25 protein-coding genes are annotated in these 24,333 nt (G+C 70.6%); 15 read left to right on the forward strand and 10 right to left on the reverse strand.

Going from position 1 to position 24,333, the window contains the following annotated elements:
- Window positions 1-3: 3 nt before the first annotated feature.
- From Q1A98_RS21020 to Q1A98_RS21045, 6 genes are read right to left on the reverse strand one after another with little or no spacing between them, the layout of a single operon-like run.
- Complete coding sequence (locus Q1A98_RS21020) at window positions 4-822, reverse strand: CoA ester lyase (RefSeq protein ID WP_299577143.1); 819 nt, start codon at window positions 820-822, stop codon at window positions 4-6.
- Window positions 819-1,688, reverse strand: a complete 870-nt coding sequence (locus tag Q1A98_RS21025; RefSeq protein WP_299577145.1) for a MaoC/PaaZ C-terminal domain-containing protein — start codon at window positions 1,686-1,688, stop codon at window positions 819-821. The genes Q1A98_RS21020 and Q1A98_RS21025 overlap by 4 nt, the downstream gene beginning before the upstream one ends.
- Window positions 1,685-2,899 carry a CoA transferase gene (locus Q1A98_RS21030; protein WP_299577147.1) on the reverse strand — a complete coding sequence of 405 codons (1,215 nt, stop codon included), beginning with the start codon at window positions 2,897-2,899 and terminating at the stop codon, window positions 1,685-1,687. The genes Q1A98_RS21025 and Q1A98_RS21030 overlap by 4 nt, the downstream gene beginning before the upstream one ends.
- On the reverse strand, window positions 2,896-3,348 hold the full coding sequence (locus Q1A98_RS21035) for a MaoC family dehydratase (RefSeq protein ID WP_299577150.1): 453 nt from the start codon (window positions 3,346-3,348) through the stop codon (window positions 2,896-2,898). Before Q1A98_RS21035 ends, Q1A98_RS21030 begins: the two co-directional genes overlap by 4 nt.
- Window positions 3,349-3,381: 33 nt before the next feature.
- Window positions 3,382-4,608, reverse strand: coding sequence for an acetyl-CoA C-acetyltransferase (locus Q1A98_RS21040; RefSeq protein WP_299577152.1), 1,227 nt, complete (start codon window positions 4,606-4,608; stop codon window positions 3,382-3,384).
- Window positions 4,605-5,777 carry an acyl-CoA dehydrogenase family protein gene (locus Q1A98_RS21045; RefSeq protein ID WP_299577154.1) on the reverse strand — a complete coding sequence of 391 codons (1,173 nt, stop codon included), beginning with the start codon at window positions 5,775-5,777 and terminating at the stop codon, window positions 4,605-4,607. Before Q1A98_RS21045 ends, Q1A98_RS21040 begins: the two co-directional genes overlap by 4 nt.
- 197 nt (window positions 5,778-5,974) lie before the next feature.
- On the opposite strand from Q1A98_RS21045, the gene Q1A98_RS21050 reads away from it, so the two are divergent.
- Genes Q1A98_RS21050 through Q1A98_RS21060 form a run of 3 tightly spaced genes read left to right on the forward strand, consistent with a single transcriptional unit; the run spans window position 5,975 to window position 8,928 of the window.
- A complete protein-coding gene (locus Q1A98_RS21050; RefSeq protein WP_299577156.1) occupies window positions 5,975-7,165 on the forward strand; it encodes an acyl-CoA dehydrogenase family protein in 1,191 nt (396 codons plus the stop codon).
- A gap of 55 nt (window positions 7,166-7,220) precedes the next feature.
- Window positions 7,221-7,964 (forward strand): 3-oxoacyl-ACP reductase FabG, encoded by a 744-nt coding sequence (gene fabG, locus Q1A98_RS21055; protein ID WP_299577158.1) that lies wholly within the window; start codon window positions 7,221-7,223, stop codon window positions 7,962-7,964.
- Window positions 7,965-8,004: 40 nt separating this feature from the next.
- On the forward strand, window positions 8,005-8,928 hold the full coding sequence (locus tag Q1A98_RS21060; RefSeq protein WP_299577160.1) for a LysR family transcriptional regulator: 924 nt from the start codon (window positions 8,005-8,007) through the stop codon (window positions 8,926-8,928).
- Here the strand turns inward: Q1A98_RS21060 and Q1A98_RS21065 are convergent.
- Window positions 8,823-9,725, reverse strand: coding sequence for a LysR family transcriptional regulator (locus tag Q1A98_RS21065; protein WP_299577162.1), 903 nt, complete (start codon window positions 9,723-9,725; stop codon window positions 8,823-8,825). The genes Q1A98_RS21060 and Q1A98_RS21065 overlap by 106 nt on opposite strands.
- Before the next feature lie 200 nt (window positions 9,726-9,925).
- On the opposite strand from Q1A98_RS21065, the gene Q1A98_RS21070 reads away from it, so the two are divergent.
- From Q1A98_RS21070 to Q1A98_RS21080, 3 genes are all read left to right on the forward strand, one after another.
- Entirely contained in the window at window positions 9,926-10,531 is a 606-nt protein-coding gene (locus Q1A98_RS21070) for a TetR/AcrR family transcriptional regulator (protein WP_299577164.1), read from the forward strand.
- A gap of 122 nt (window positions 10,532-10,653) precedes the next feature.
- Window positions 10,654-12,174 carry a class I adenylate-forming enzyme family protein gene (locus tag Q1A98_RS21075; RefSeq protein WP_299577166.1) on the forward strand — a complete coding sequence of 507 codons (1,521 nt, stop codon included), beginning with the start codon at window positions 10,654-10,656 and terminating at the stop codon, window positions 12,172-12,174.
- Window positions 12,171-12,701, forward strand: coding sequence for a flavin reductase family protein (locus Q1A98_RS21080; protein ID WP_299577168.1), 531 nt, complete (start codon window positions 12,171-12,173; stop codon window positions 12,699-12,701). The genes Q1A98_RS21075 and Q1A98_RS21080 overlap by 4 nt, the downstream gene beginning before the upstream one ends.
- A 25-nt stretch (window positions 12,702-12,726) precedes the next feature.
- On the opposite strand, the gene Q1A98_RS21085 is transcribed toward Q1A98_RS21080, so the two are convergent.
- From Q1A98_RS21085 to Q1A98_RS21095, 3 genes are read right to left on the reverse strand one after another with little or no spacing between them, the layout of a single operon-like run.
- Window positions 12,727-13,485: an SDR family NAD(P)-dependent oxidoreductase gene (locus Q1A98_RS21085; RefSeq protein WP_299577170.1), complete on the reverse strand. Its 759-nt coding sequence runs from the start codon at window positions 13,483-13,485 to the stop codon at window positions 12,727-12,729.
- Window positions 13,469-14,092, reverse strand: a complete 624-nt coding sequence (locus Q1A98_RS21090) for a TetR/AcrR family transcriptional regulator (RefSeq protein ID WP_299577171.1) — start codon at window positions 14,090-14,092, stop codon at window positions 13,469-13,471. Before Q1A98_RS21090 ends, Q1A98_RS21085 begins: the two co-directional genes overlap by 17 nt.
- A gap of 5 nt (window positions 14,093-14,097) precedes the next feature.
- Entirely contained in the window at window positions 14,098-14,952 is an 855-nt protein-coding gene (locus tag Q1A98_RS21095) for a MaoC/PaaZ C-terminal domain-containing protein (protein ID WP_299577172.1), read from the reverse strand.
- A 53-nt stretch (window positions 14,953-15,005) separates the two neighbouring features.
- On the opposite strand from Q1A98_RS21095, the gene Q1A98_RS21100 reads away from it, so the two are divergent.
- From Q1A98_RS21100 to Q1A98_RS21140, 9 genes are all read left to right on the forward strand, one after another.
- Window positions 15,006-16,118 (forward strand): LLM class flavin-dependent oxidoreductase, encoded by a 1,113-nt coding sequence (locus tag Q1A98_RS21100; RefSeq protein WP_299577173.1) that lies wholly within the window; start codon window positions 15,006-15,008, stop codon window positions 16,116-16,118.
- Window positions 16,115-17,599: a class I adenylate-forming enzyme family protein gene (locus Q1A98_RS21105; protein WP_299577174.1), complete on the forward strand. Its 1,485-nt coding sequence runs from the start codon at window positions 16,115-16,117 to the stop codon at window positions 17,597-17,599. Before Q1A98_RS21100 ends, Q1A98_RS21105 begins: the two co-directional genes overlap by 4 nt.
- A complete protein-coding gene (locus tag Q1A98_RS21110; protein WP_299577175.1) occupies window positions 17,596-18,753 on the forward strand; it encodes an acetyl-CoA acetyltransferase in 1,158 nt (385 codons plus the stop codon). Before Q1A98_RS21105 ends, Q1A98_RS21110 begins: the two co-directional genes overlap by 4 nt.
- On the forward strand, window positions 18,750-19,160 hold the full coding sequence (locus Q1A98_RS21115) for an OB-fold domain-containing protein (RefSeq protein ID WP_299577176.1): 411 nt from the start codon (window positions 18,750-18,752) through the stop codon (window positions 19,158-19,160). The genes Q1A98_RS21110 and Q1A98_RS21115 overlap by 4 nt, the downstream gene beginning before the upstream one ends.
- Window positions 19,157-19,570 (forward strand): nuclear transport factor 2 family protein, encoded by a 414-nt coding sequence (locus Q1A98_RS21120; protein ID WP_299577177.1) that lies wholly within the window; start codon window positions 19,157-19,159, stop codon window positions 19,568-19,570. The genes Q1A98_RS21115 and Q1A98_RS21120 overlap by 4 nt, the downstream gene beginning before the upstream one ends.
- A gap of 106 nt (window positions 19,571-19,676) precedes the next feature.
- Window positions 19,677-20,864: an acyl-CoA dehydrogenase family protein gene (locus tag Q1A98_RS21125; protein WP_299577179.1), complete on the forward strand. Its 1,188-nt coding sequence runs from the start codon at window positions 19,677-19,679 to the stop codon at window positions 20,862-20,864.
- Entirely contained in the window at window positions 20,854-22,974 is a 2,121-nt protein-coding gene (locus Q1A98_RS21130) for a CoA transferase (protein ID WP_299577181.1), read from the forward strand. The genes Q1A98_RS21125 and Q1A98_RS21130 overlap by 11 nt, the downstream gene beginning before the upstream one ends.
- Window positions 22,964-23,206 carry a hypothetical protein gene (locus Q1A98_RS21135; protein ID WP_299577183.1) on the forward strand — a complete coding sequence of 81 codons (243 nt, stop codon included), beginning with the start codon at window positions 22,964-22,966 and terminating at the stop codon, window positions 23,204-23,206. The genes Q1A98_RS21130 and Q1A98_RS21135 overlap by 11 nt, the downstream gene beginning before the upstream one ends.
- Entirely contained in the window at window positions 23,203-24,321 is a 1,119-nt protein-coding gene (locus Q1A98_RS21140) for a thiolase family protein (RefSeq protein WP_299577186.1), read from the forward strand. The genes Q1A98_RS21135 and Q1A98_RS21140 overlap by 4 nt, the downstream gene beginning before the upstream one ends.
- The last annotated feature ends 12 nt before the right edge of the window (window positions 24,322-24,333 follow it).

The raw sequence follows: 24,333 nt of genomic DNA on the forward strand, positions 1-24,333 counted from the left end.
GCCTCACCCGTCGGCGGCGGCGAGGATGTGGCGGGCCCGGGCGAGCACCGGGGGGTCCACCATCGCCCCGCCGACGGCCGCCGCCCCGGCGGAGTCGTCGACCGACGCCAGCACCTCACGTGCCCACGCGACCTGTTCGGCGCTCGGCGCCCACGCCGCATGCACCGTGTCCACCTGTGCGGGATGGATGCACAGCTTGCCCGCGAACCCGAGTCGGCGGGCGTGGTCGACGTCGGAGCGCAGACGCTCGACGTCGCGCAGGGACGTCGTGACGCCGTCGACCGGGGGAGCGGAACCCGCCGCCGCGGCGGCGAGCACGAGCGACGACCGGACGACGAGCAGCGCCTCCCGGTCGTCGGGGTCGACGCCGAGCTCGACGCACAGGTCGAGGTGACCGAGCGCGATCCGCACCACTCCCGGGACCGCTGCGATGGCGCGTGCCTCGGCGACACCCGCGGCGGTCTCGACGAGCGCGATGACCGGTGTCCGGGCCGCGAGTCCCGCGACGACGCCGGGGTCGGACGCCTTGGGCATCATGACGACGGCACCGAGGTCGGCGAGCGCGGCGACGTCGTCGGTCCACTGGCCGGTCGTCGGGGCGTTGACGCGTACGGCGGCGGCGTTCCCCGCGCGCAGCCAGTCGACACAGGCCGCCCGGGCCGCGACCTTGTCCGACTCCGCGACCGCGTCCTCGAGGTCGAGGACCACCAGGTCCGCGCCCGCGGCCGACGCCTTCGCGAACCGGTCGGGGCGGGATCCGGGCACGAAGAGCATCGTGCGCGCGGTCTGGGCCGCACGCACCGTCGCGTCGACTGCGGTCATGCGCGTTCGGCGTCCGCGGAGGCCACGACGTCGCCGGTCACGACGGCCACCCGCGCGGACTCGTCGGACCCGGTGTGCTCCACCAGGAACGGATCGCCGACGAAGACCGGCGAGCGGAGTGTGAAGGCGAACCGGCGGACGCCGGCCGCGCCCCAGCGGACGGTGACCTGGTCGGCCATGAGCGTCGCGAGCAGGGGGCCGTGCACCACCAACCGGGGGTAGCCCTCCACGGACGTCGCGTAGTCCTGGTCGTAGTGGATGCGGTGGGCGTTCGCGGTCAGCGCGCTGAACCGGAAGAGGACGACGGGCGACATCGACCGTCGGACGGATGTCGCTCCGGCGGTGGGTTCGGGCTCCACCGGCGTGACCACCGGCGGGCGAGGACGCGCCGAATCGTCGCTGCGATAGACGATCTGCTGGTCCTCGGTACGACACAGTCGCCCGCCCTGGCTGTAGTCGGTGCGCATCGTCACGAAGAGCATCTCCCCGCTGCGACCGGTCTTCGGGGTCACCGACAGGACCGAGGTCCTCGCCACCGTCTCGACGTCCACCCGCAGAGGGGCCTGCGCCATCACCGTCGATCCGGCGAACATCCTGCGCCGGTGCGGGATCGGCGGGAAGAAGTGCCCGTCCGCCGGGTGGCCGTCCTCGCCGAGGTCGGCGGTCGGGAGCCAGTCGTGGAAGGAGGTCCAATGGGCCAGGATCGGGGCGTGGGTGCCCGCGTGGTGGTCCTCGTCGAGACCCAACGTGCGTGCCAGGGCCACGAGATCTCGCCGTCGGACCACGTCGACCTGTTCGACGGGTTCCGGTGACCACTTCTCGACGTGGCGGGCGAGGGACCCGATCCCGTCGGCGCCGTCGCTCATCGTGTCCCCAGGACGCCGGAGTCGTGCAGGCGCGCGAGCTCGTGGTCGTCGAGTCCGAGCACGTCGGCGAGGACTCCGTCGGTGTCCGCGCCCAGTTCCGACGCCACCGCGGGTTCCCCGTACCGGTCGTCGACGCGGATGGGCGAGCGCGCCGAGATCACCTGTCCGACACCGGGTTGATCCATCTCGACGAGGACGTCGGCGCCCTCGGCGCGGAAGTCGTCGACCACCTGCCGCAGCGAACGATACCGACTCCACAGGGCTCCGGCGGCGTCGAGTGCGGTCTGGACCTCCGGGAACGGGCGCTGGGAGAACCACGGCCGCAGGACCGCCTCGACGACCTCCCGGTGGCGGTACCGGTCGGCCTCGGCCGACAGGTCCGCGGACAGCGACCGTCCGAGTGCGGCCATCACCTCCTCGGTCCCCGTCGCGGCGCACAGCGCCGACCACTGACGGCCGGTGAGCGCGACGACCATGACCCTCTCGCCGTCACGGGTGACGAAGTCGACGCCGAAGGTCCCGTACATGTGGTTGCCGTGCCGTTCCCGGTCGCCGACCTCCGCGACCTCGCTCAGCCACCCGAGATTGGCCACGGTCGCCAGGGCGACGTCGTCGAGGGCGATCTGCAGTCGGGATCCCTCGCCGGTGAGAGCACGGCGACGCACCGCGGCCAGGACGGCGGTGGTCGCGGTCATGCCGGTGACCAGATCCCATGCGGGCAGGACATGGTTGACCGGGCGATCCGAGTCCGCCGGACCGGTCAACTCGGCGACCCCGCAGGCGGGGTTGACGGTGTAGTCGACGGCCGCACGGCCGTCGGCGGAGCCCTCCACCCGGGCGTGGATCACATCGGACCGACGGTCGCGCAGTGACTCGTAGGAGAACCACGGCCGCCCGACGATGTTGTCGACGACGATGCCCTCGTCGGGCCCCGGGGCGGTCGCCAGGCCGAGCACCAACTCGCGGCCCTCCGGGTCGCGGACGTCGATCGCGACCGATCTCTTGCCGCGGTTGAGTGCGGTCCAGTACAGGCTCGCCCCGGTCCGCCGGGACACCGGCCATCGGCCGATGTCGGCGGCTCCCCCGAGGGGATCGATCCGGATGACCTCGGCTCCGAGTTGCGCGAACGTCACCCCGGCCGACGGCCCGGCCACGAAACTGGCGAACTCGACGATGCGGAGACCGGACAGCGGGGCGGACGCGGCGGTCATGCGACGAGCACGCGCACGGAGTCGGCCACGCACGCGGGCTTCGTCGCGCCGTCGATCTCCACGGTGAAGCGCGTGGTGGTGCGCGCGCCGGTGTCGGTGCGGACCGCGTCCACGATCTCGGCCGCCACGCGCACACGGGAACCGGAGCGGACGGGCGACGGGAACCGCACCTTCTCGAGCCCGTAGTTGATCGTCATGGACACACCCTCCACCCGCATGAGGTCGGCGCCGAGGGCCGGGATCAGCGAGAGTGTCAGGTACCCGTGGGCGATGGTGCCGCCGTAGGGGCCGTCGGCGGCGCGCTCGGGATCGACGTGGATCCACTGGTGGTCGCCCGTCGCGTCGGCGAAGAGATCGATCCGGTCCTGGGTGACCGTCATCCAGTCGCCGTGTCCGAGGTGGGTGCCGACGGCCGCGACGACCTCGTCGACACCGGTGAAGACGTGCATGACGCTCCGTTCGTGATCGGTGGGGGAGACCTGTCAGCGCCGGAGGTTCTCGACGACGGCCGCGAGGCCCTGTCCGCCACCGATGCACATGGTCTCGATGCCGTACCGCCCCTGACGACGCTCGAGTTCCCGCAGGAGGTTCGCCAGGATCCGACCGCCCGTCGCGCCCACCGGGTGGCCGAGGGAGATCCCGGATCCGTTGACGTTGAGGCGTTCTCGGAAGTCGGTCTCCCCGAATCCCCATTCCCGCGTGCAGGCCAGCACCTGTGCGGCGAACGCCTCGTTCACCTCGACGAGATCGATGTCGGACAACGACAGGTCGGCGCGTTCGAGAGCTCGCGCCACGGCGGGCACCGGGCCGATGCCCATCCGGTTCGGGGCGACGCCCGCGGTGGACCAGCTGACGAGTCGCGCGAAGGGACGCAACCCCAGACGCTCGGCGTTCTGCGGGGTCGTCACGATCGCGGCCGCGCCGGCGTCGTTCTGCCCGCACGCGTTCCCCGCCGTCACGGTCGCGTCGGGGTCGACCGAGAGCCGGATCGGACGCAGGCCGGCCAGGGACTCGGCGGTGACGTCCCTGCGGGGGTGTTCGTCCGTGGTGACCTCGACGTCGGGCTTGCCTCGTCGTCCCGGCACGGTCACGGGGACGGTCTCGTCGGCGAACAACCCGGCGTCGATGGCGCGCACGGCGCGGGCATGCGACTCCGCGGCGAAGCGGTCCTGCTCCTCGCGGGAGATGCCGTAGTCGGCGCGGAGATTCTCCGCGGTCTCGATCATGCCGCCCTCGACGGGGAAGCGATGACCGCCGGAATTGGTCCGTGGCTTGGCGAGTCGGTCGTGGAACTCGACCGACGCGCCCTTCACGCCCCACCGCATGCCGGTGCTGTAGAACTCGGTCTGGCTCATCGACTCCGCCCCGCCGGCGACGATCAGGTCGGCCATGCCGGTCTGCACCTGCATCGCCGCGTAGATCACCGCCTGCAGCCCGGACCCGCAGCGGCGGTCGATCTGGATGCCCGGAACGGTGATGTCGAGTCCGGCGTCGAGCGCGGCGATCCGGCCGATCGCGGCCGCCTCCCCGTTGGCGTAGCCCTGCCCGAAGATGACGTCGTCGATGTCCTCGGACGACAACGACGTCCGTTCGACGAGACCGGCCACGACGGTCGAGGCCAGCGTCGTGACGGGCAGGTCGCGGAAGACGCCGCCGAAACCACCCACGGGGGTACGGACCGGTTCGCAGATGACCGCGTCGACGGTCACGACATCGCCTTCTTCGCCTGTCGCACCAGACCGCCGCCCACGATCAACCGTTGGATCTCGCTGGTGCCCTCGTAGAGTCGCAGCAGACGGACGTCGCGGTAGATCCGTTCCACCACGACGCCGCGCATGTAGCCGGCACCGCCGTGGACCTGCACCGCGGAATCGGCCACACGACCGGCCATCTCGGTGCAGAACAGCTTCGCCACCGACGGCGCGATACGGGTGTCCTCGCCGGTGACGTACTTGCGTGCGGCGTCACGGACGAGTGCACGTCCCGCCTCGACCCCGACGTGCTGGTCCGCGAGATGGGCCTGGACGAGCTGGAAGTCGCCGATGGGTGTCCCACCCTGACGCGTGGTGGCCGCATGGGCGACCGATTCGTCGAGGGCTCGCTGCGCTGCGCCGACCGCGAGCGCCGCTATGTGCACCCGTCCCTTGGCCAGCGAGGTCATCGCGGCGCGGTAGCCGGCGTCCTCGCTCCCGCCGACGAGCGCGGCGTCGTCCACGACGACGCCGTCGAAGTAGACCTCCGCGCTCGCGGCGCCCTCCTGGCCCATCTTCGCGTCCTTCGGACCGACCGTGATCCCCGGACTGTCCGCGGGGACGAGGAAAACCGCTATGCCCGGGCCGGTCTCGTCCGCCGGGCGTGTCCGGGCGAAGACGATGAACAGGTCGGCCAGCGGGGCGTTGGTGATGTAGCGCTTGGCCCCGTCGATGCGCCAGCCGCCGTCCTGACGTACGGCACGCGTCGTCAGACCCGCCGGGTTCGACCCCGCCTCGGGCTCGGTGAGGGCGAAGGAGGCCACCACCTCACCGGAGGCGATCCGGGTCAACCACGTCGACTTCTGTTCGTCGGTACCGAAGTTGACGAGCACCTGTCCGGCGATGCCGTTGTTCGTCCCGAACATCGACCGCAGGGCGAGCGTCGTGTAGCCGAACTCCATCGCGAGTTCGACGTCGTGGACGAGGTCGAGGCCGAGCCCGCCCCACTCCTGGGGGATCGCGTACCCGAACAGGCCCATCTCGGCTGCGGCCCTGCGGATCTCGTCGGGGACGCGATCCTCGCGCGCGATGTCGGCCTCCCTCGGGACGACCTCCTTCGCGATGAACGTGCGCACCTGGGCGAGGATGACGCGGAAGTCGTCCTCGGTGACCTCTGACTCCGCCATGACCCGAAATATCCTCACTCGTCCGCACCGTGTCAAGCGGCGACGTCGCGCGGCACGAAGGCTCTCACCTGGGACGACGCGGTATAGGGAGGGACTGACGATCCGTTTCCCGCGACGTCTTTGACGCCTCGTCGAGAGCCTGCCTATCGTCTCGATGCCCGCTCGAGGATCGGGCTCGACGTGTTCTGGAGGAACCGATGACGCGACTCGCGCAGACGATGGGACTGACCGACACGCAGATCGACATCGTGACGACGGTCCGCGATTTCGCCGACCGGGTGATCATCCCCGCGGCGCAGGAACTCGAACACACCGACACCTATCCCACCGAGATCGTCGAACAACTCAAGGAGATGGGCCTCTTCGGCATCACCATCCCCGAGGAGTACGACGGACTCGGCGAATCGCTGCTGACGTACGCGCTCTGCGTCGAGGAGATCGCGCGCGGCTGGATGAGCGTGTCCGGTGTCATCAACACCCACTTCATCGTCGCCCACATGATCCGGCACCACGGGACACCCGAGCAGAAGGCGAAGTACCTCCCGCGCATGGCGACCGGCGAACTGCGCGGCGCGTTCTCGATGTCCGAGCCCGGGCTCGGGTCCGATGTCGCGGCGATCCGCACCCGCGCGGTGCGGCAGGACGACGGTGACTACGTCGTCGACGGACAGAAGATGTGGCTCACCAACGGTGGGTCCTCGACCCTGGTCGCCGTGCTCGTCAAGACCGACCTGGGCGCGGCGCGCGCCCACGACAACCTCACCGCGTTCCTCGTGGAGAAGCCTGCCGGCTTCGGCGAAGTCCTTCCGGGCGTGACGATCCCGGGGAAGATCGACAAGATGGGGTACAAGGGCATCGACACCACCGAGATGGTGTTCACCGGGTACCGCGCACCCGCGGACACGATCCTGGGTGGTGAACCCGGCAGAGGGTTCCGTCAGATGATGGACGGCGTCGAGGTCGGGCGGGTCAACGTCGCCGCCCGCGCCTGCGGGATCGCCCAGCGGGCCTTCGAACTCGGCGTCGCGTACGCCAAACAGCGTGAGACGTTCGGCTCCCCGATCGCCGAGCACCAGGCCATCGCATTCCGCATCGCGGAGATGGCGACGAAGGTGGAGGCCGCACACCAGATGATGGTGAACGCCGCGCGGCTCAAGGACTCGGGGGAGCGCAACGACGTCGCGGCCGGGATGGCCAAATACCTGGCCAGTGAATACTGCTCGCAGGTCACCGAGGCGAGCTTCCGCATCCACGGCGGCTACGGGTACTCCAAGGAGTACGAGATCGAGCGGCTCATGCGCGAGGCCCCCTTCCTCCTCATCGGCGAGGGGACCAGCGACATCCAGAAACAGATCATCAGTCGCGGCGTCCTGCGCTCCTACAGCTGAGCGTGGCGACGCACCGTCACACGACACCCACATCACACCGCGAGAAGAGGACGACATGGCACTGCTGAGCGGGCGGACGGCGGTCATCACCGGAGCGGCCCAGGGGATCGGCTTCGCGATCGCCCGGCGTTTCGGTGAGGAGGGCGCCGCCGTCGTCGTCGGTGACATGAACGCCGACGCGGCCTCGGAGGCGGCGAGACGCCTGACCGAGGCCGGCATCACGGCGACGGCGGTCGAGTGCAACGTGGTCGACCCGGATCAGATGCAGCGACTCGGTGACACGGCGCTCGAGCGGCACGGGGCCATCGACGCCTGGGTCAACAACGCGGGCATCACCCGCGACGCCACGCTGCGCAAGATGAGCCTCGACGACTTCCGCGCCGTGATCGACGTCCACCTGCAGGGTGCATGGCTCGGCACCCGGATCGCCTCGGTCGCCATGCGTGAGGCCAAGCAGGGGTCGATCGTCAACATCTCCTCGATCTCCGGGAAAGTGGGCCTGGTGGGCCAGACCAACTACAGCGCCGCCAAGGCGGGGATGGTCGGACTCACGAAGGCCGCGGCCAAGGAGCTCGCCTACCTCAACGTCCGGGTCAACGCCATCCAGCCGGGTGTGGTCAACACCGACATGGTCAAAGCCATGCGCCCGGAGATCCTGGAACAGAAGCTCAGCGAGGTGCCGATGGGTCGCGGTGCCGAACCGGAGGAGATCGGCAACGTGGCACTGTTCCTGGCCTCCGATCTCTCGAGCTACATGACCGGGACCGTCCTGGAGGTCACCGGCGGCCGCCACATGTGACGTCCCCTGCGCCGACGACGAGGGCCGTAGTGTCGGCGTCGTGGACGCCCGTCAGCTCGAGTACTTCCTGGCCGTGGTGGACAACGACGGCCTGGTCGTGGCGGCCGAGGTCCTCGGCGTGACCAAGGCGTCGCTGTCGAAGGGTGTGCGCAACCTGGAGTCGGAACTCGGTGTCGCACTGTTCCATCGGGTGGGCCGTGGCCTCGTGACCACGGATGCGGGTCGTGCACTCGTCGGCCCCGCACGCACCGTCGTCCGCGGGTTGGCCGCCGTGGACGGTGTGCTCCCGGGCGCCGACGGCATGCCGCGCGGACACCTCGACCTCGCCGCGCCGGCCCACGTGGCGGAGGGACCGGTGACCGCGATCGTCGGCCGGTTCGTCACGCGGTACCCGGGGGTGACGGTCCGCCTCGCCGACCTCCGCCCCGGTGACACGGCGGCGGGGGCCGTGCGAGACGGACTGTGCGAGATCGCGATCACCCATCTCCCGGTCCCGGCGTCCGGTCTCACCGTCACACCCCTCGGTGTCCACGAGTACTGGCTGGTGCTGCCCCCCGGATTCCCGGCCGGCACCGCCGACATCGCCGTCGCGTCGGGGGACCCGTATCCGTTGGCCGATCTCCCGCCCATCCCGATGGTGGGCCTCCCCAAGGCGTCGTCCTCACGGACCGTCATCGAGCGGGCCCTGCAGTCCGCGGGCAGCCGGACCGTGATGTCGGCGATCGTCGACCAGCGAGAGGCGGTGGGCGCCTTCGTCGTCGAGGGCGTCGGCATGTCGATCATGGAACGTGGCCTGGCCGAGCGGGCCCGTGTCGTGGGTGCGCGGGTGCACCCCCTCGACCCTCCGGTCACCGCTCCCTACGGACTCGTCGCCGACCTGGCCCGACTGTCGTCCGCGGGGCGCGCGTTCGTCGACATGGCGACGAACGCGGCGGCGGCCGGGGTCAGCGAGTCGTCGCGGTAGAGCAGTCCCGTGCGCAACGGGATCGGCGGGTGCAGGGACCGGATGTCGATGCCCGGCAGTTCGCGACGCGCCAGACCGCGCGGGACCAGTGCACCCCCGGCGCCCTGGGCGACGAGTTCCCAGACCGAGCGCCGGTGTTCGCACTCGACCGCCACCCACGGGACGGCGACGGGCGGGGTGCTGCCGGTCAGCACCACCATCGGGACGTCGACCAGACGTTCCACCGGGACCGGGGACGGCAGGCCGGCGGCGCGATCGGGGTGGAGGGCGAGAACCGTCTCGTCGTCGGGCAGGCGGGCCAGGGCCAGGGTCGGATCGTCGACCGGTGTCTCGGTCAACCCGACATCGCAGCGCCCGTCGCGCACCGCGCGGGTGACGGCGCCGATGCCGTCGGCCGCGACCACCACGACGCGCACACCGGGATGGCGCCGGTGGAAACGGCCGACCAACGCCGGCAACGACTGTGCCGCCAGGGCGTTGACGACGGAGATGGTCAGGACACCGGAGCGCACCGCGCGGACGTCGGCGGCCGCGGACCGGATGCGGTCGACGTCGGCGAGGATGCGTCGGGCCGTGCCCGTGATGGCCCGGCCCGCATCGGTGATGCGCAGGCCTCGATCGGTGCGGTCGAACAGCGCGGTGCCCAGTCGGCGCTCGAGCGTCACCAGGGCCCGCGACAGCGAGGGCTGGGCGATCGAGAGTGAGCGGGCTGCCTCGGTGACACTGCCGTACTCGGCGACCGCGATGAGATACTCCGCCTCGCGGATGGTCATCGACGATCCGGTCGTCGGTGGCATGCCCCACATCCTAGGGGCGTGTCCTGCGTCAATAGGTCACGATCTGTCATACTCGTCAGGTTCATCGAGATCAGCATGTGGTTCGTGACCATCACGAAGACCGGTGGTGACAGCAGGTCGGGGCCGTACACGCGGACGGAGCATCCGGGACACGGGTGGTCGCGACGCGATGACCGAGTCGTAGTTGCGAGGAGCAAGTCATGTCCACTGAGAACGCCACCACCGGCACCGACGACGAACTCGACCGCAGGAACCAGATCCTGGCCGCCGCGAACGAGTGTTTCGCACAGCTGGGTCACCAGCGGACCAGTGTGCAGGACGTGGCCCGCGTGGCCGGCGTCTCCCGCGGCACGGTCTACCGCTACTTCACCGATCGCGACAAGTTGATCGACGCCGCGATCGAGTACGGGGCGCAGGCCTTCTATTCGGAGGTCGCCGAGGCGATGGAGCGGGAGAGCACGCTCGCCGAGCAGCTCGGTGCGCTCGCCGAGACGCACGCGACCATCCTGCTCTCGCACCGCACCCGCAACCGCCTGATGGCGGACGACGACGCCTTCATGCGCCAGATCATCGCCGACTCCGACTCGGCGATCCGCCGGACGACCACTTTCCTCGAGCCCTACGTGAAGGACGCGCAGCGTCGGGGCGAGGTGGGTGCCGGCGTCGAGGTGCTGGCGGCCAGCGAGTGGCTCGCGCGGGTCATCTACTCGTTGACCACGGTGAACGAGGGCATCTGCTTCGACATGGAGAAGCCCGAGACGGTGCGTCGGTACGTGGCGACGTTCGCGGTGAACGGGCTGCGCTGAGTTCCGCTCCGCCACATATCAGCTGAACACTGTCTGTGTTATTGTTCAGCCGACGGGGTGGCCGGTGAGCCTGCCGACGGCACGGTCCGAGACCGCCCCGGTGACCACTGGGAGCAGGTGTCATGAGCATCTCTGTACTGCTGGAGATGGCCGTCTCCGCCGACGACGAGCGGACCGCGGTCGTCTGTGACGACGTCCGCCTGACCACGCGACGCCTCGACCATCTCGCGTCGGGTGCAGCCGGGCTGATCGCTTCCACGGGTGCACGTCACGTCGTGTACGTGGGCGTCGGGGGCGTCATGTCCCCGCTGGGCATCTTCGGGTCGGCCCGGGCGGGTGTCCCGTTCACGCCGATCAACTACCGTCTCGCCGCCGAGGCCGTCCGAACCCTCGTCGACCGACTCGACGATCCGCTGGTCGTCGCCGACTCCCGGTACCTGGAGTCACTGCAGGGCAGTGCGCGCACGGTCATGTCGACCGACGAGTTCCTCTCGCGCGCACAGGATCATCCCCACCACGACGCGATGCCCGGCGACGAGGACGTCGCCGTCGTGCTGTTCACCTCGGGGACGACGTCGGCCCCGAAGGCGGTGCAGCTGACGCACCGCAACCTCACCAGCTACATCATCGGGACCGTCGAGTTCGCCTCCGCCGATCCCCGCGACGCCGCTCTCATCTGCGTGCCGCCGTACCACATCGCCGGCGTCGGGGCCGCGATGTCGAATCTGTACGCAGGGCGGACGATGGTGTACCTCACCGCGTTCGACGCGCGGCGATGGCTGTCCACGGTCGTCGACGAGGGGGTGACCAGCGCGACGGTGGTGCCCACCATGCTCGACCGCATCGTCGCCGAGCTGCGGCGTCGACCGGTCGAGCTGCCCACCCTGCGCACTCTCGCGTACGGCGGGTCCAAGGCGTCGCTCCCGCTCGTCCGGGCCGCGATGGACCTGCTCCCGGGTGTCGGTTTCGTGAACGCCTACGGGTTGACCGAGACCAGCTCCACGATCGCCGTGCTGACCGACGCGGACCACCGGGAGGCGCACGGACACCACGACGCCGGCGTCGCCGCACGCCTGGCGTCGGTCGGACGTCCCGTGGACGGCATCGAGGTGGCCATCCGCACCGAGGACGGGTCGTGGGCCGCCGCGGGTGAGCCGGGTCGGTTGTTCGTCCGCGGTGACCAGGTGTCCGGGAGATACGCCGACGTCGGATCGGTCCTCGACGCCGACGGGTGGTTCGACACGGGCGACAACGCCCACCTCGACGACGCCGGCTATCTCTTCATCGTGGGGCGCGCCGACGACACCATCATCCGCGGCGGGGAGAACATCGCACCGGCCGAGGTGGAGGACGTCATCGCCGAGTTCCCGGGCGTCCGCGAGGTCGCCGTGGTGGGTCTGCCCGACGAGGAGTGGGGACAGGCACTGGTGGCGGCCGTGGTCGGCGAGGACGGTGTCGACATCGACCCCGCCGCCGTGCGGGCCCATGTGAGACAGCGTCTGCACGGGTCGCGCACGCCGGATCGTGTGGTGGTGCTCGACGAGCTCCCGGTGACCGCCACGGGAAAGGTGTTGCGGCGACAGATCGTCGAGGACCTCGCGGTCGCGACGGCCGACGCGTCGGCCGGGACCGGCACCCGATGAGCGCGGACGACATCACCGGCTCGGACCGGATCGCCCTGCTCTCACCGGATCCCGCGACGATGCGGTCGGTCCTCGGCCACTTCTGCACGGGCGTGGCCGTCATCACAGGTTCCCAGGGCGGCCGCCCTCTCGGCTTCGCGTGCCAGTCGGTCACGTCGGTGTCGCTCGACCCGCCGTACGTGTCGTTCTGCCCCTCCCTGACGTCCACCAGCTGGCCGCCGATCCGCGCGGGGAAGGCGTTGTGCATCAACGTGCTCGCCGACGATCAGCGCGCCGTCTGCGACGCGTTCGCGCGCAGCGGCGGCGACAAGTTCGTCGACGTCTCGTGGTGGCGCGGGGACAACGGGGCCCCGGTCCTGGCGGGTGCGCTGGCGACCATCGAGGCGGAGTTCGTCACCGACCACGAGGCCGGCGACCACACCATCGCCGTGGCTCGGGTGACCGGCCTGCACGCGGACGCCGACCGATCGCCGCTGCTGTTCTTCCAGAGCTCCTACGGGACCTTCGGGCCGTCGGCCTCGGACTGAGTCGCCGACGGCCCGCGGGTCGTCGTCAGGGCATCCACTGGCCGCCGGAGACCGAGATCATCTGGCCGGTCACGTGTCTCGCCGCCGGTGACGCCAGGAACAGCACCGCCTCCGCGACGTCCTCCGGTTCGCCGATGGCGCCGGTCCGTGTCGTCGACCGCATCGTCTCGAGTTGCTCGTCGGTCTTGCGGGAGAGCAACCAGGGAGTGGCGGTGGTGCCGACCACCACGGTGTTGACCCGCACCCCGGACAGTCCGAGCTGATCGGCCATCAGCCGACCGAGACCCTCCACGCCCGCCTTCGCCGCAGCGTAGGCCGGCGGACCGGTTCGCACCCCGTGTGCGGACACCGAGCTGATGTTGACGATGCTGCCGCCGCCGGCCTCGACCATCGTGCGGGCGACGACCTGCGACATCACGAACGTGCCGAAGAGGTTCACGTCGACGATGCGGTGCCAGTCCTCGTCGGTCTGGTCGAGGAAGGATCCGGGAAGCGTCATGCCGGCGTTGTTGACCAGCGCGGCGATCGGACCGTGCCCCTCCACGACGCCACCGACGGCACGCTCGACGGCGGCGCGGTCGGTGATGGAGACGGCGAGGGGGATGACGACGCCGTCGCGGGCCTCGGGTGTCTCGCGGAGGCGGTCCAACGCGCGCTCGTTGACGTCGACCACCGCGACGCGGTGACCGGTCCTGACCAGTCCGGCGGTGATCGCCTCACCGATCCCGCGGGCGCCGCCGGTCACGAGCGCGACGGGACGCCGGGGCTCAGACGACGTCGACATGCCGCTGCTCGGTCGTCGACTGCTCGATGCGGGTGATGGTGGGCCGCAGGAGGTCCATCGCCCCCGACATGATCACGGCGAGGTCGTCGTGACCGCCGGTCGTCACCCAGGTCGCGATCGCGGTGCGGTTGGCGCCGTTCACCACCGTCGCGGCGAGACGCGGTCGGAGATCGGTCCGGGCGTCGACGCCCAGCCATCGCGCGACCTCGTCGGCGATCTGGTCGATCCACTCCTCGTTGATGCGCAACATCGTGGCGCGCAGGGACGGGACGTCGTGGTAGAGCCGGGCGCGGGCGAGGAAGACGTCGGGTCGTTCGTCGATCGCCGCGGCCACCGCATCCGACGACTCCGCGAGCGCGGCCCACAGGGAGGTGGCCCGCGAGGCACGGAAACGCCGGGTCGCCTCGTCGAGACGCTCGACGTACCCGGCGAAGAGGATGTCGTCCTTGGTGGCGAAGTGGCGGAAGAACGTCCGCTGCGCGACGCCGGCACGCGCGACGATGTCGTCGACGGTCGTGGTCTCGTAACCCTCGGTGGAGAACAGGTCCATCGCGGCCTCGGTGATCGCGGCGCGGGTTCGGTGCCCGCGGGCCCGACGTTGGTCCATGTCGGTCACCATCCCACGATCGCGGTGCCGGCCGACAGCGCCGTCGCGTCGCCCTGGGTGGTGCGGAACGCCACCTCGTCGCCACCGGTCCAGACCTCGGTGCGCAGTGGGGCGTCCAGCATCACCGGGGACGCGAATCGACAGGAGATCGATCGCAGCGCCGACGGGTCGCCGTCGGCCGCGGCGGAGATGACCGCTCGCGCGGCGAATCCGAGGGTGCACAGGCCGTGCAGGAACACGTCGTCGAACCCGTAGCGTGCCGCGACCGCGGGATCGATGTGCAACTGGTTGCGATCACCCGAGAGCCGGTACAGCGCAGCCTGTTCGGCGCGCACGGCGTCGTCGACGACGGCGGTGGGTGGGAGGTCGGGAGTGGGCGCGGCCGCCGGACGCGGGTCGCCGCCGAAGCCCCCGGCCTTCAGCGCCATGGTCTCGGAGCGGGCGGTGAACAGCAGTCCGTCGCCGTCCTCACCGCGACTGGTCAGCTCGATGACCGCGTGCTTGCCGGTGTCGTAGACGGCGGACACCTCCGCGGCGACGGTGACCTCGCCGGTGGGATCCAGAGGCCGGGTGAGTTCGAGCGACTGTGCCGAGTGCACGATCGGGGTGGAGCCGAGTCCGAGGGTGTCCCGCAGGGACGCGACGGCGAAGAAGTTCGCGACGAGTGCGTAGGTCGGGAGGACGGCCGGGCCGAGCGCCTCGTTGAGCAGGGGGAGCTCGGTCGGTGGCCGTGCGCCGACCCCCAGCGCGTACAGGATCGTGTCGGTCGGACCCCAGCTCAGGGTGTGCGGCGGCAGGGTGTCCCCGACCCTGCCGACCAGAACGGCTCCCGATTCGTCGACTGAACGTGTTGACGTCATGTGTCTCATCGTGCAACATTGTGTCAGCGACTGCAACTAGTTAGGAGACGGTCATGAAGTTCGGTGTGTTCATCCTCGGTGACAAGCCCAACCACCTCAGCGAGAAGGAGGTGCTCGACAACGTCCGGGCGGAGGTCCGGTGGGCCGACGAACTCGGATACGACGAGGTCTGGCTCGCCGAACACCACTTCTCGCCGTACGGCATCATCGCCGACCTGCCCATGGCCGCAGCCACGTTCGCCGCGGAGACCGAGAGGGTCCGGATCGGGACGGCATGCATGGTGTCGCCGTTCCACTCGCCCATCCAGCTCGCGGAGCGCATCGCGATGGCCGACGTGCTCTCGAACGGCCGCTTCGATGCCGGCTTCGGTCGCGGCTACCAGGCGCACGAGTTCAAGAAGTTCGGCGTCTCGATGGACGAGGCGACGGGCCGCTACCAGGAGGGCTTCGAGATCGTCGCGGGCCTGCTGAACAACGAGAACTTCTCGTACGAGGGCAAGTACTTCCAGGTCGAGGACGTGACCATCTATCCGCGGCCCATCCAGAAGCCGTTCCCGGTCTGGGGCACCGTGATGAAGACGCCGTCGAGCTTCGAATGGCTCGCCGACCGCGGATACGGCGCGATCATCGGCAACCCGTACACCGTCGACCCCGATCTGCAGGGCGCGCTGGACCTGTACCTGGAGACGCAGACGAGTCGCGGACTCGGCACGGGCACCGACAACATGTGGGCACTGCTGAACGCGTTCTGCAGCGCCGACGACGAGTTCGCCCGCACCTACCCGCGGGAGAGCGTCGAGCTCTCGATCGAGACGCACCGCAAGTACTCGAGCCCCTTCGAGCGCGGACAGGAGATCCCGGCGGACTACAAGGCCTACTCGGACTGGTTCGACAAGCACGACAAGCAGAGCTACCAGCAGGTCCTGGACTCGCACCTGACCCTCATGGGCAACCCGGACCGGATCATCGAGAAGATGAAGACCGTCATCGACATGGGGTGGGAGAACATCATCCTGCGCATGTCGCGCGGTGGCGCGATGGACCGCTCGAAGGTGTACGAGTCGATGAAGCTCTTCGCCGACGAGGTCATCCCCGCCGTGAACGAACTGCAGGCGGAGGCCAAGGCGAAGAAGGCCGGGGCGTCGGCTCAGCCAGCATCGGTGTGAGCACAGGTCTGGCCGACCGCCTGGCCACCGTCCTCTCGCTGGACCCGTCGGCGCAGGCCGTCGAGTTCGAGGGCCGGTGGTCCACCTGGCGGGATCTGCACGGCATCGCCACCGCCGTGGCCGGGCATCTCCGTCGGGCGGGTCTCACGGACGGCGCCCGGGTGGGCGTCGTGCTGCGGAACCACCCGGCGGTGGTCGGTGCCGTCCTCGGGGTGTTGTCGGTGGGGGGTTGTGTCGTCACCGTCAACCCGTCGCACGGCGACACGGGTCTGGCCGGTGACGTCGCGGACCTCGGGCTGGGTGCTGTCGTCGCCCGCCCGACCGACTGGGGACGAGCCGGGTTCCGCGAGGCCGCGGCCGGCGCGTTGGGCCTCGCGGTGTCACTCCCGCCGGGCGCCGTCGAGGTGCTCGGGGAGAGGGACGCAAACAGTGCCGTACGGACCGCGCCGGGTGTGGCCGTCGAGATGCTCACCAGCGGGACGACCGGTCCGCCCAAACGGATTCCGCTGTCCTACGAGAGTTTCGAGCACACCGTCGCGGCGGCCGGGTCCCACTACGGTTCCGGCGACGCCGGGACCGTCCGTCTGCGGTCGGGCGTGACGATCGTCAGCTCGCCGATGGTGCACATGTCCGGGATGTTCCGCACCCTGCTGAACATCTGCGAGGGTCGCAGGGTGTGTCTGCTGGAACGCTTCCGCGTCGACGAGTTCACCGAGGCGGTCCGTCGTCACCGACCCAAGGCGGTCAGCCTCGTGCCCTCCGCGCTCGGCATGGTGCTCGACGCCGACATCGACCCCGGCGTGTTCAGCAGTGTCCAGGTCGTCACCTCGGGCACGTCCCACCTCCCGGTCGAGACCCAGGTCGAGTTCGAGAAGCGGTACGACGTGGCGGTGTTGCCGTCCTACGGTGCCACCGAGTTCGCCGGTGGCGTGGCCGGGTGGAATCTGGCCCTGCACCGGGAGTGGGCGGAACGCAAGCGCGGCAGCGTCGGTCGCTGCCAGAAGGGCCGCGAGATCCGCATCGTCGATCCCGACAGCGGCGCCGAACGCGCCGCCGGGGAGCAGGGACGTGTCGAGGTCCGCACACGCGGCGGGGAGTGGGTCGCGACGACGGATCTCGGACGGGTCGACGCCGATGGCTTCGTGTTCATCGACGGCCGCATCGACGACGTCATCATCCGTGGCGGTTTCAAGATCACGCCGTCGGAGATCGTGTCGGTGCTGCAGTCCCATCCGGCGGTCCGCGACGCCGGGGTCACCAGCCTGCCCGACCACCGACTCGGTGCCGTTCCCGTCGCCGCCGTCGAGACCGTCGCCGGCAGCGCCGTCACCCCGGAGGAACTGACGCAGTACGTGCGTGACCGGGTGAGCAAGTACCTCGTGCCGACGCAGATCGTCGTCGTCGACGAGTTGCCACGCACGCCCTCGATGAAGGTGAGTCAACCGCGGCTGCGCGAATTGTTCAGCGTGGGCGCGCAGTGACCGGCGCGGCGATCGTCGGCGTCTCCGACCACGTCGAGCCGTCCGGCGTGATCGACATGCCCCTGCGTGCTCTCGAGACGAGAGTGATCGTGGAGGCCCTCGCCGACGCCGGTCTCACCCTCGCCGACGTCGACGGGCTCGCGACGTGCACCGGTGGTGCACTGATGCACTCGGTGGAACTGGCGGAGTACCTGGGGATCTCACCCCGGTGGACCGATTCGACGCAGACCGGTGGCGCCACCTACGGGCTGTACGTGGAACACGCCGCGGCGGCGATCGCGTCCGGACTCGCCGAGGTCGTGGTGATCGTGTACGCCTCCACCCCGCGCGCCGCGCGCAGACGAGGCGAGACCGGGCTGGGGACCTTCGTGACGCCCGAGCGCGCCGAGTTCGAGGCACCCTTCGGACTCATGCCACCCATCGGGGCCTACGCCCTCGCCGCCGACCGCCATCGGGCCGTGTACGGGACGACGGCCGAGCAGCTGGCGCAGGTGGCCGTGGACACGCGGCGGTGGGCGGCCCGGAACCCCCGCGCTCACCTGCGCGAGGAGATCACCGTCGAGGACGTCCTCACCTCGGGATCGGTCGCGGAGCCGCTGCACAAGCTGGACTGCTGCCTCGTGACCGACGGCGCTGCCGCACTGGTGGTGACGAGCGCGGAGCGCGCGCGTGACCTGCGGCGACCGCCGGTACACGTGCTCGGGGCCGCCTCGGCCCACTCGCACACGATGATCTCGCAGATGCCCGATCTCACGATCACGCCGGGAGCCACGTCCGGGCCGGCAGCGTTGCGCCAGGCAGGTCTAAAAACCGCCGACGTCGACGTCGTCGAGCTCTACGACTCGTTCACCGTCACGGTCGTGCTCGCTCTCGAGGACCTGGGATTCTGCGCGAAGGGGGAGGGCGGCCCGTTCGTCGCCTCCGGCGCGCTGGCCCCGGGGGGATCGCTGCCCGGACAGACCACCGGCGGCGGCCTCGCCTACACCCATCCCGGTGCATTCGGTGCGTTCCTGCTCGTCGAGGCCACCAGGCAGGTCCGCGGCGAGTGCGGCGACCGGCAGGTCGAGGACGTCGACGTCGCACTCGCGCACGGGGTCGGGGGCGTCCTCTCCGCGACATCCACCGTCGTCCTCGGACGAGAGGCCGCATCGTGACGTCACCGACAGTCCCCGCACCCGGCGGTGTCTCCGAACCGTTCTGGGAGGCGACCCGACGCGGAGAGTTCGTGATGCAGCGATGCGGCGACTGCGACCGGTTCGTGTGGTACCCGCGGGCACGCTGCCCGCACTGCTGGTCCGAATCGCTCATCTGGACGCCGATGTCGGGCCGTGCGACCGTCTATGCGGTCAGCGTCCACCGCCGTTCCACGGCACCGCATCTCGCCGACCGCGCGCCCTACGCCGTCGTCCTCGTCGACCTGGACGAGGGGGTGCGCATGATGTCGGCCGTCCTCGACGGCACGCCGTCCGTCGGCGACCCCCTCGTGCTCACCTGGTTCGACCTCGACGACGGGCGCAAGCTCCCCGTCTTCACGACGGGCGAGGAGGAGAGGACAGCATGACCACGACGAACGACACGACGACCACGACGGATCTGTACCGGCGACGCGAGGACCTCGTCCTGCGTCACGTCGCCGGCGAGAACGACCGCGACCTCGAGGCGATCATGGCCACCTTCACCCGTGCCCGGTACGAGATCGTCCCCACGGGAGCGGTGTTCGACGGTGACGAGGCCGTGCGCGGGATGATCCTGCAGCAGTGGCAGGACATGCCCCGACTGCGCTTCGACGCCGCCGCGGTGTTCCACGGCCCGACCGGGGTGGTCGTCGAGACCCGGACCACGCTCCCCGGGACCTCCTTAAACATGCTCAGCATGAACCTCTTCGTGTTCGAGGGCGACGGGCTGGTCAACGAACGGTGCTACTTCGATCAGGGACTGATGGCCGCGCAGCTCGCATCCGCGCTCGGGTGAACCGTCCGGGCACACGTCGGAGGAACGGCCGGATGCGATGAAACAATCGCACATGAACTGTCACATGGTTTAATTCGTGGCGAGCGCTGTCGAGGGAGGAGTTGTCATGACCGACGTGGACTACGGCGACGTCCTCACCGCCGACGACCGTGAGTTCCGCACGGAGGTCCGAGATTTCCTGTCGCGGGCGCTCACCGACGACGTCTCACTGCGCGGCGTGGACGAGTCGACACGGTTGGCGCGGATGCGACTGTGGCAGAGCCGACTCGCCGAGGCCGGTCTCGCCGCGATCTCCTGGCCGGTCGAGTTCGGCGGCCGTGCGGCCTCGCCCGTCCGTCAGTTGATCTTCTCGGCCGAGATGGCCGCCGCGGGGGCGCCCGAGCCGATCAACCGGAGCGCGATCAACCAGCTGGGGCCCACCATCATCCAGTGGGGCAGCGACGACCAGCGCACACACGTGCTGCCCCGCATCCTGAGCGCCGAGGACGTCTGGTGCCAGGGGTTCAGCGAACCCGGTGCGGGCAGCGATCTCGCGTCGTTGCGCACGCGCGCCCGCATCGAGGGCGACGAGCTGGTGATCTCCGGCCAGAAGGTGTGGACGTCGAAGGCGCACTACGCCGATCGCATCTACGTCCTGGCGCGCACCGATCCCGACGCCGACCGGCACAAGGGCATCAGCTACATCCTCGTCGACCTCGACTCCCCCGGCATCACCCGTCGGCCCATCCGTCAGATCACGGGCGGTGCGGAGTTCAGCGAGATGTTCTTCGACGACGTCCGTGTGCCGCTCGCGAACGTGGTGGGGCCCCTGCACGGCGGGTGGACGGTGGCCAAGTCGACGCTCGGGTACGAGCGTGTCGGGCAGAGCCGCACGCACCGCATCGAGCGGCGCCTGGCCACCCTCACCCGGCTCCTCGAGGACGACACGATCCCGGCGGGATTCGACGACGACGCCGTCGCCGACCGGATGGTCGGGTTCGCGGCCCGGGTGGAGGCCCTCCGGCAGATCGTCGCCGAGGCGACGGCCGCCGGTGTCCGCGGCGACACCCCCGGTCCGGAGGCGTCGCTGTCCAAGCTGCTGACGTCCGAGGTGGACCAGGCGATGTCGGACTTCGGTCTCGAGATCGCCGGACCGCGGGGAACGCTCGAACGCGGATCCCCGGGTGCGGTGAAGGGCGGCAACGTCGCCCGCAGCTATCTGCTGATGCGGGCCGCCACCTTCGGTGCCGGGACGTCGGAGATCCAGCGCAACGTCATCGCGGAGAAACTGTTGGGACTGCCCCGTGACCGGTGACCACGTCACGGCGTTCCTGTCCGGGATCAGGGTGGTGGAGGTCGGCGGCGGTGTCGTGGGGTCCGCCGCCGCCTCCCTCCTGGCCGGACTCGGCGCCGACGTCGCGACGACCGGGCCCACCGGTGGCCGGGTCGGACCGGTCCTGCGGGGGAGGTCGAGATCGGTCCCGGCGATCGACGCGGTCCTCGACCGGCGCAAACGCTTCGTCACCACGCAGGGGGCACTCTCGCTCGCCCGCGACGCGGACATCGTCGTGGTCGACGGTGTCGACCCGACCGAGATCCGCAGGCAGGTCGGCGACGGACCCGTGGTCGTCTCCATCACGCCGTTCGGTCTCGACGGCCCGCGCGCCGGCGACGCCGGAGGGGAGCTCGTGGCGCAGGCGGCCGGAGGGCTCCTGTCGACCATCGAAGACGGTGCGGGGACACCGGTCCCCGCGCCCGGACACGTCGCGCAGCGCACCGCCGGAGCCCAGGCCGCGCTCGCGGCCCTGCACGGTCTCGATCGTCGGGCCGCCGGCGGACATGCTGTCTCCGTGGACCTCTCGGTGCAGGAGGCCGTCGTGGCGACGGCGTTCCTGCCCGAGTGCGCCCACCGCATCTTCGCCTGCCCGGGGCGGGCCGGCAGTGGTCGCTACCTCGCGCCGTCCGGGCTGTTCCGGGCCGCCGACGGTCTCGTCCGCATCACCGCGATCGAGAACCACCAGTGGAGGGGGCTCGTCGCCGCGCTGGGGGATCCGGACTGGGCGCACGGACTCGACGAACGCCAGTCGCGGATCGACCACGCCGATCTCATCAACGACCGGGTGACGGCATGGGCGGGCGACCGGCCCAAGTCCGACTGCGCACGGGTCCTGCAGGCCCATGGTGTGCCGTCGACCGCGGTCAACCTCCCCGGCGAACTGGTGTCGTCGGAGCAGTTCCGGCATCGCGGCGCGGTGATCGACACCGAACTCGAGGGCGCACCTGCTGTCGTGATCGGTGAACCCTGGGTCGTCCATGCCGGCGGGTCGGCCCCCGCACGCCGGTCCGGACGTCTGGCGGACATCAGGATCGCCGAGCTCACGCACGTGCTCGCAGGACCGATCGTCGGCACGCTGCTCGGCGCGATGGGCGCCACGAGCGTCCGTGTCGAGGACCCCGACCGCCTCGACATCTACCGCCGCACCGGCCCGTTCGCCCGGGGGATCGCCGGGACCGAGCGGGGTGCCTACTTCGCCGTCGCGAACCACTCGAAGCGCAGCGTGCAGATCGACTCCGAGCATGCCGTGGCCGAGGTCGCGGCACTGATCGACCAGAGCGACGTCGTCATCGAGAACGTCGGGTCGTCGCGACTCACCCGCCTCGGGGTCGACCCGGACGCACTCGCCGCGGCCGGCACGGTCACGCTCCGGGTGTCGGGATTCGGCACGGACGGGCCGATGGCAGGCAATCGCGTCTACGCCAACAACGTCCAGGCCTACGGCGGTCTCGCCGGCTCGACCCTCGCTTCCGACGGCAGCCCCGCGCGCCTGGGCACCGTCATCGCCGACCCGTTGTCGTCGGTGATGGGGGCACTCGTCGTCGCGGCGTGGGCGCTCGGTCCCGCGCGCACCACCGGGGCGGTGATCGACCTCTCGATGGCCGAGGTGGTGGCCTCGCTGGTGGGGGAGTACGTCGCAGCGGGATCCTCGACCCACCCGACAGGAACCGACCCCGACGTGCTGCGGGGTGTCTACCGGTGTCGTGACGACAGGTTCGCAGCGGTCGAGCTGCTGGACCTCGACGAGCGGCGCCGGTGCGCGGAGCTGCTCGGCGATCCCGCGGACGACCTGTCCGCGACACTCGCGCGGGCGGCGGAGGGTGAGGACGCGCAGGTGTTCGCACGGCGCCTCGCCGACGCCGGGGTCCGCGCAGCGGCAGTCGTCGCCGCGGACGACCTCCTCGCCGACAAACATCTGGCGGCGCGCGGGTTCTTCCCGGGGTACGACCACCCCGACCCCGACATCACCGACGCGCGGCTGGTCGGCCTGCCCTGGCGGTTCGTGGGCGAACCCGCGATCCCGCTGGGACCGCCACCCACCCTGGGTGAGGCGAACGCACTGTACGAGAGGACGGTTCGTGTCCGTTGAGCGCGAGGCCACCGTGGTGGCCTCCACACTGATCCCGTCGACGTCGCCGGTGACCGGCGAGAAGGGGTACAGCGTCGCATGGGTCGACACCGACGCCGGGCGTGAACAGGTCCTGGTCCGCGGAGAGCGCCCGAGCGCCGGTACCCGAGGGCGTGTCGTCGTCGAGACGCGCGACGACGGACCGCCCGAGTTCGCGCGGGTCGAGTGGTTCGTCGCCGGGGGTGTCGCATGACGCTCGCGCACATCGTCGGTGTCGGCGTCGGTGCGTTCGGGGCGCATGGAGAGACCCCCGTGGCCGATCTCGCCGTCGCGGCGGCGGAGTCGGCGCTCGCGGACGCGGGACTCGGCTACGACGCCGTCGGCGAGGTGTTCGCGTCCTCGATGCTGTCCCCACCGCAGACCGCCATCAAGGTCGCGCATCGACTGGGACGCACGGGAATCCCCGTGACCGCCGTCGAGAGTGCCTCTGCGGGCGGCATGGTCGCGCTCCGGCACGCGGTGTGGGCGGTGGCCTCCGGACGGTGTGAGACGGCGCTGGCGATCGGCTACGAGAAGACCACAGCGTTGTCCCCGGGGGGCATCGTCCCTGCCGTGACCGGGTTCTGGGACCGCTTCCCCCCGCAGACGCACTACGCGATCGAGGCCGACCACTGGCTGCAGGAGGTCGGAGCCGGTCCCGAGACGATCGCCGCGGTCGCCGCGAAGTCCTACAACCAGGCGCGCCTGAACCCGCTGGCCGCGCGGCGGCAGGAGAACGAGGTGACCGTGGAGGACGTGTTGGGTTCCCGTCTCGTCGCCGACCCTCTGACGAAGATGATGTGTCACGCCTCGGTCGACGGGGCGGCGGCCGTCGTGGTCACCGCCGCCGCGACGTCCCGATCGGTGTCCGTCCGGTCCGTCGAGCAGACGAGCCAGCCCCTGGACCCGACCTGGCCGACGATCGGACCGGTCGTCGGTCCGCCGTCGCAGATCGCGACCACGGCCGATCGTGCCTATCGCGCCGCCGGTGTCGGTCCCGATCACATCGGCGTGGTGTCCATCCACGACATGTGCGCCAGCGAGGAGGTCACCGCCTTGGTCGCCATGGGTCTCCTGCGGACCGGCGACGCCGCGGAGACCATCGCCGCCGGCGGTCTGGCGTCCGGCGGATCACTGCCCACCAACACCGACGGCGGCTGCCTCGCCCGGGGACACCCGATCGGTGCGACCGGTCTGGCCCAGGCCGCCGAGATCGTGCTGCACCTGCGTGGCGAGGCGGGCGAGCGGCAGGTGTCCGACCCGCGCCTCGGGCTGGTCGAGGCCGTCGGCGGTGGCGGATCCTGCGTGGTGGCGGTGCTCGGTGGCTGACCGCGGCCTGCG

Origin of the sequence: uncultured Williamsia sp., from assembly GCF_947494875.1 — a bacterium.
In the GTDB taxonomy this organism is placed as follows: domain Bacteria; phylum Actinomycetota; class Actinomycetes; order Mycobacteriales; family Mycobacteriaceae; genus Williamsia_A.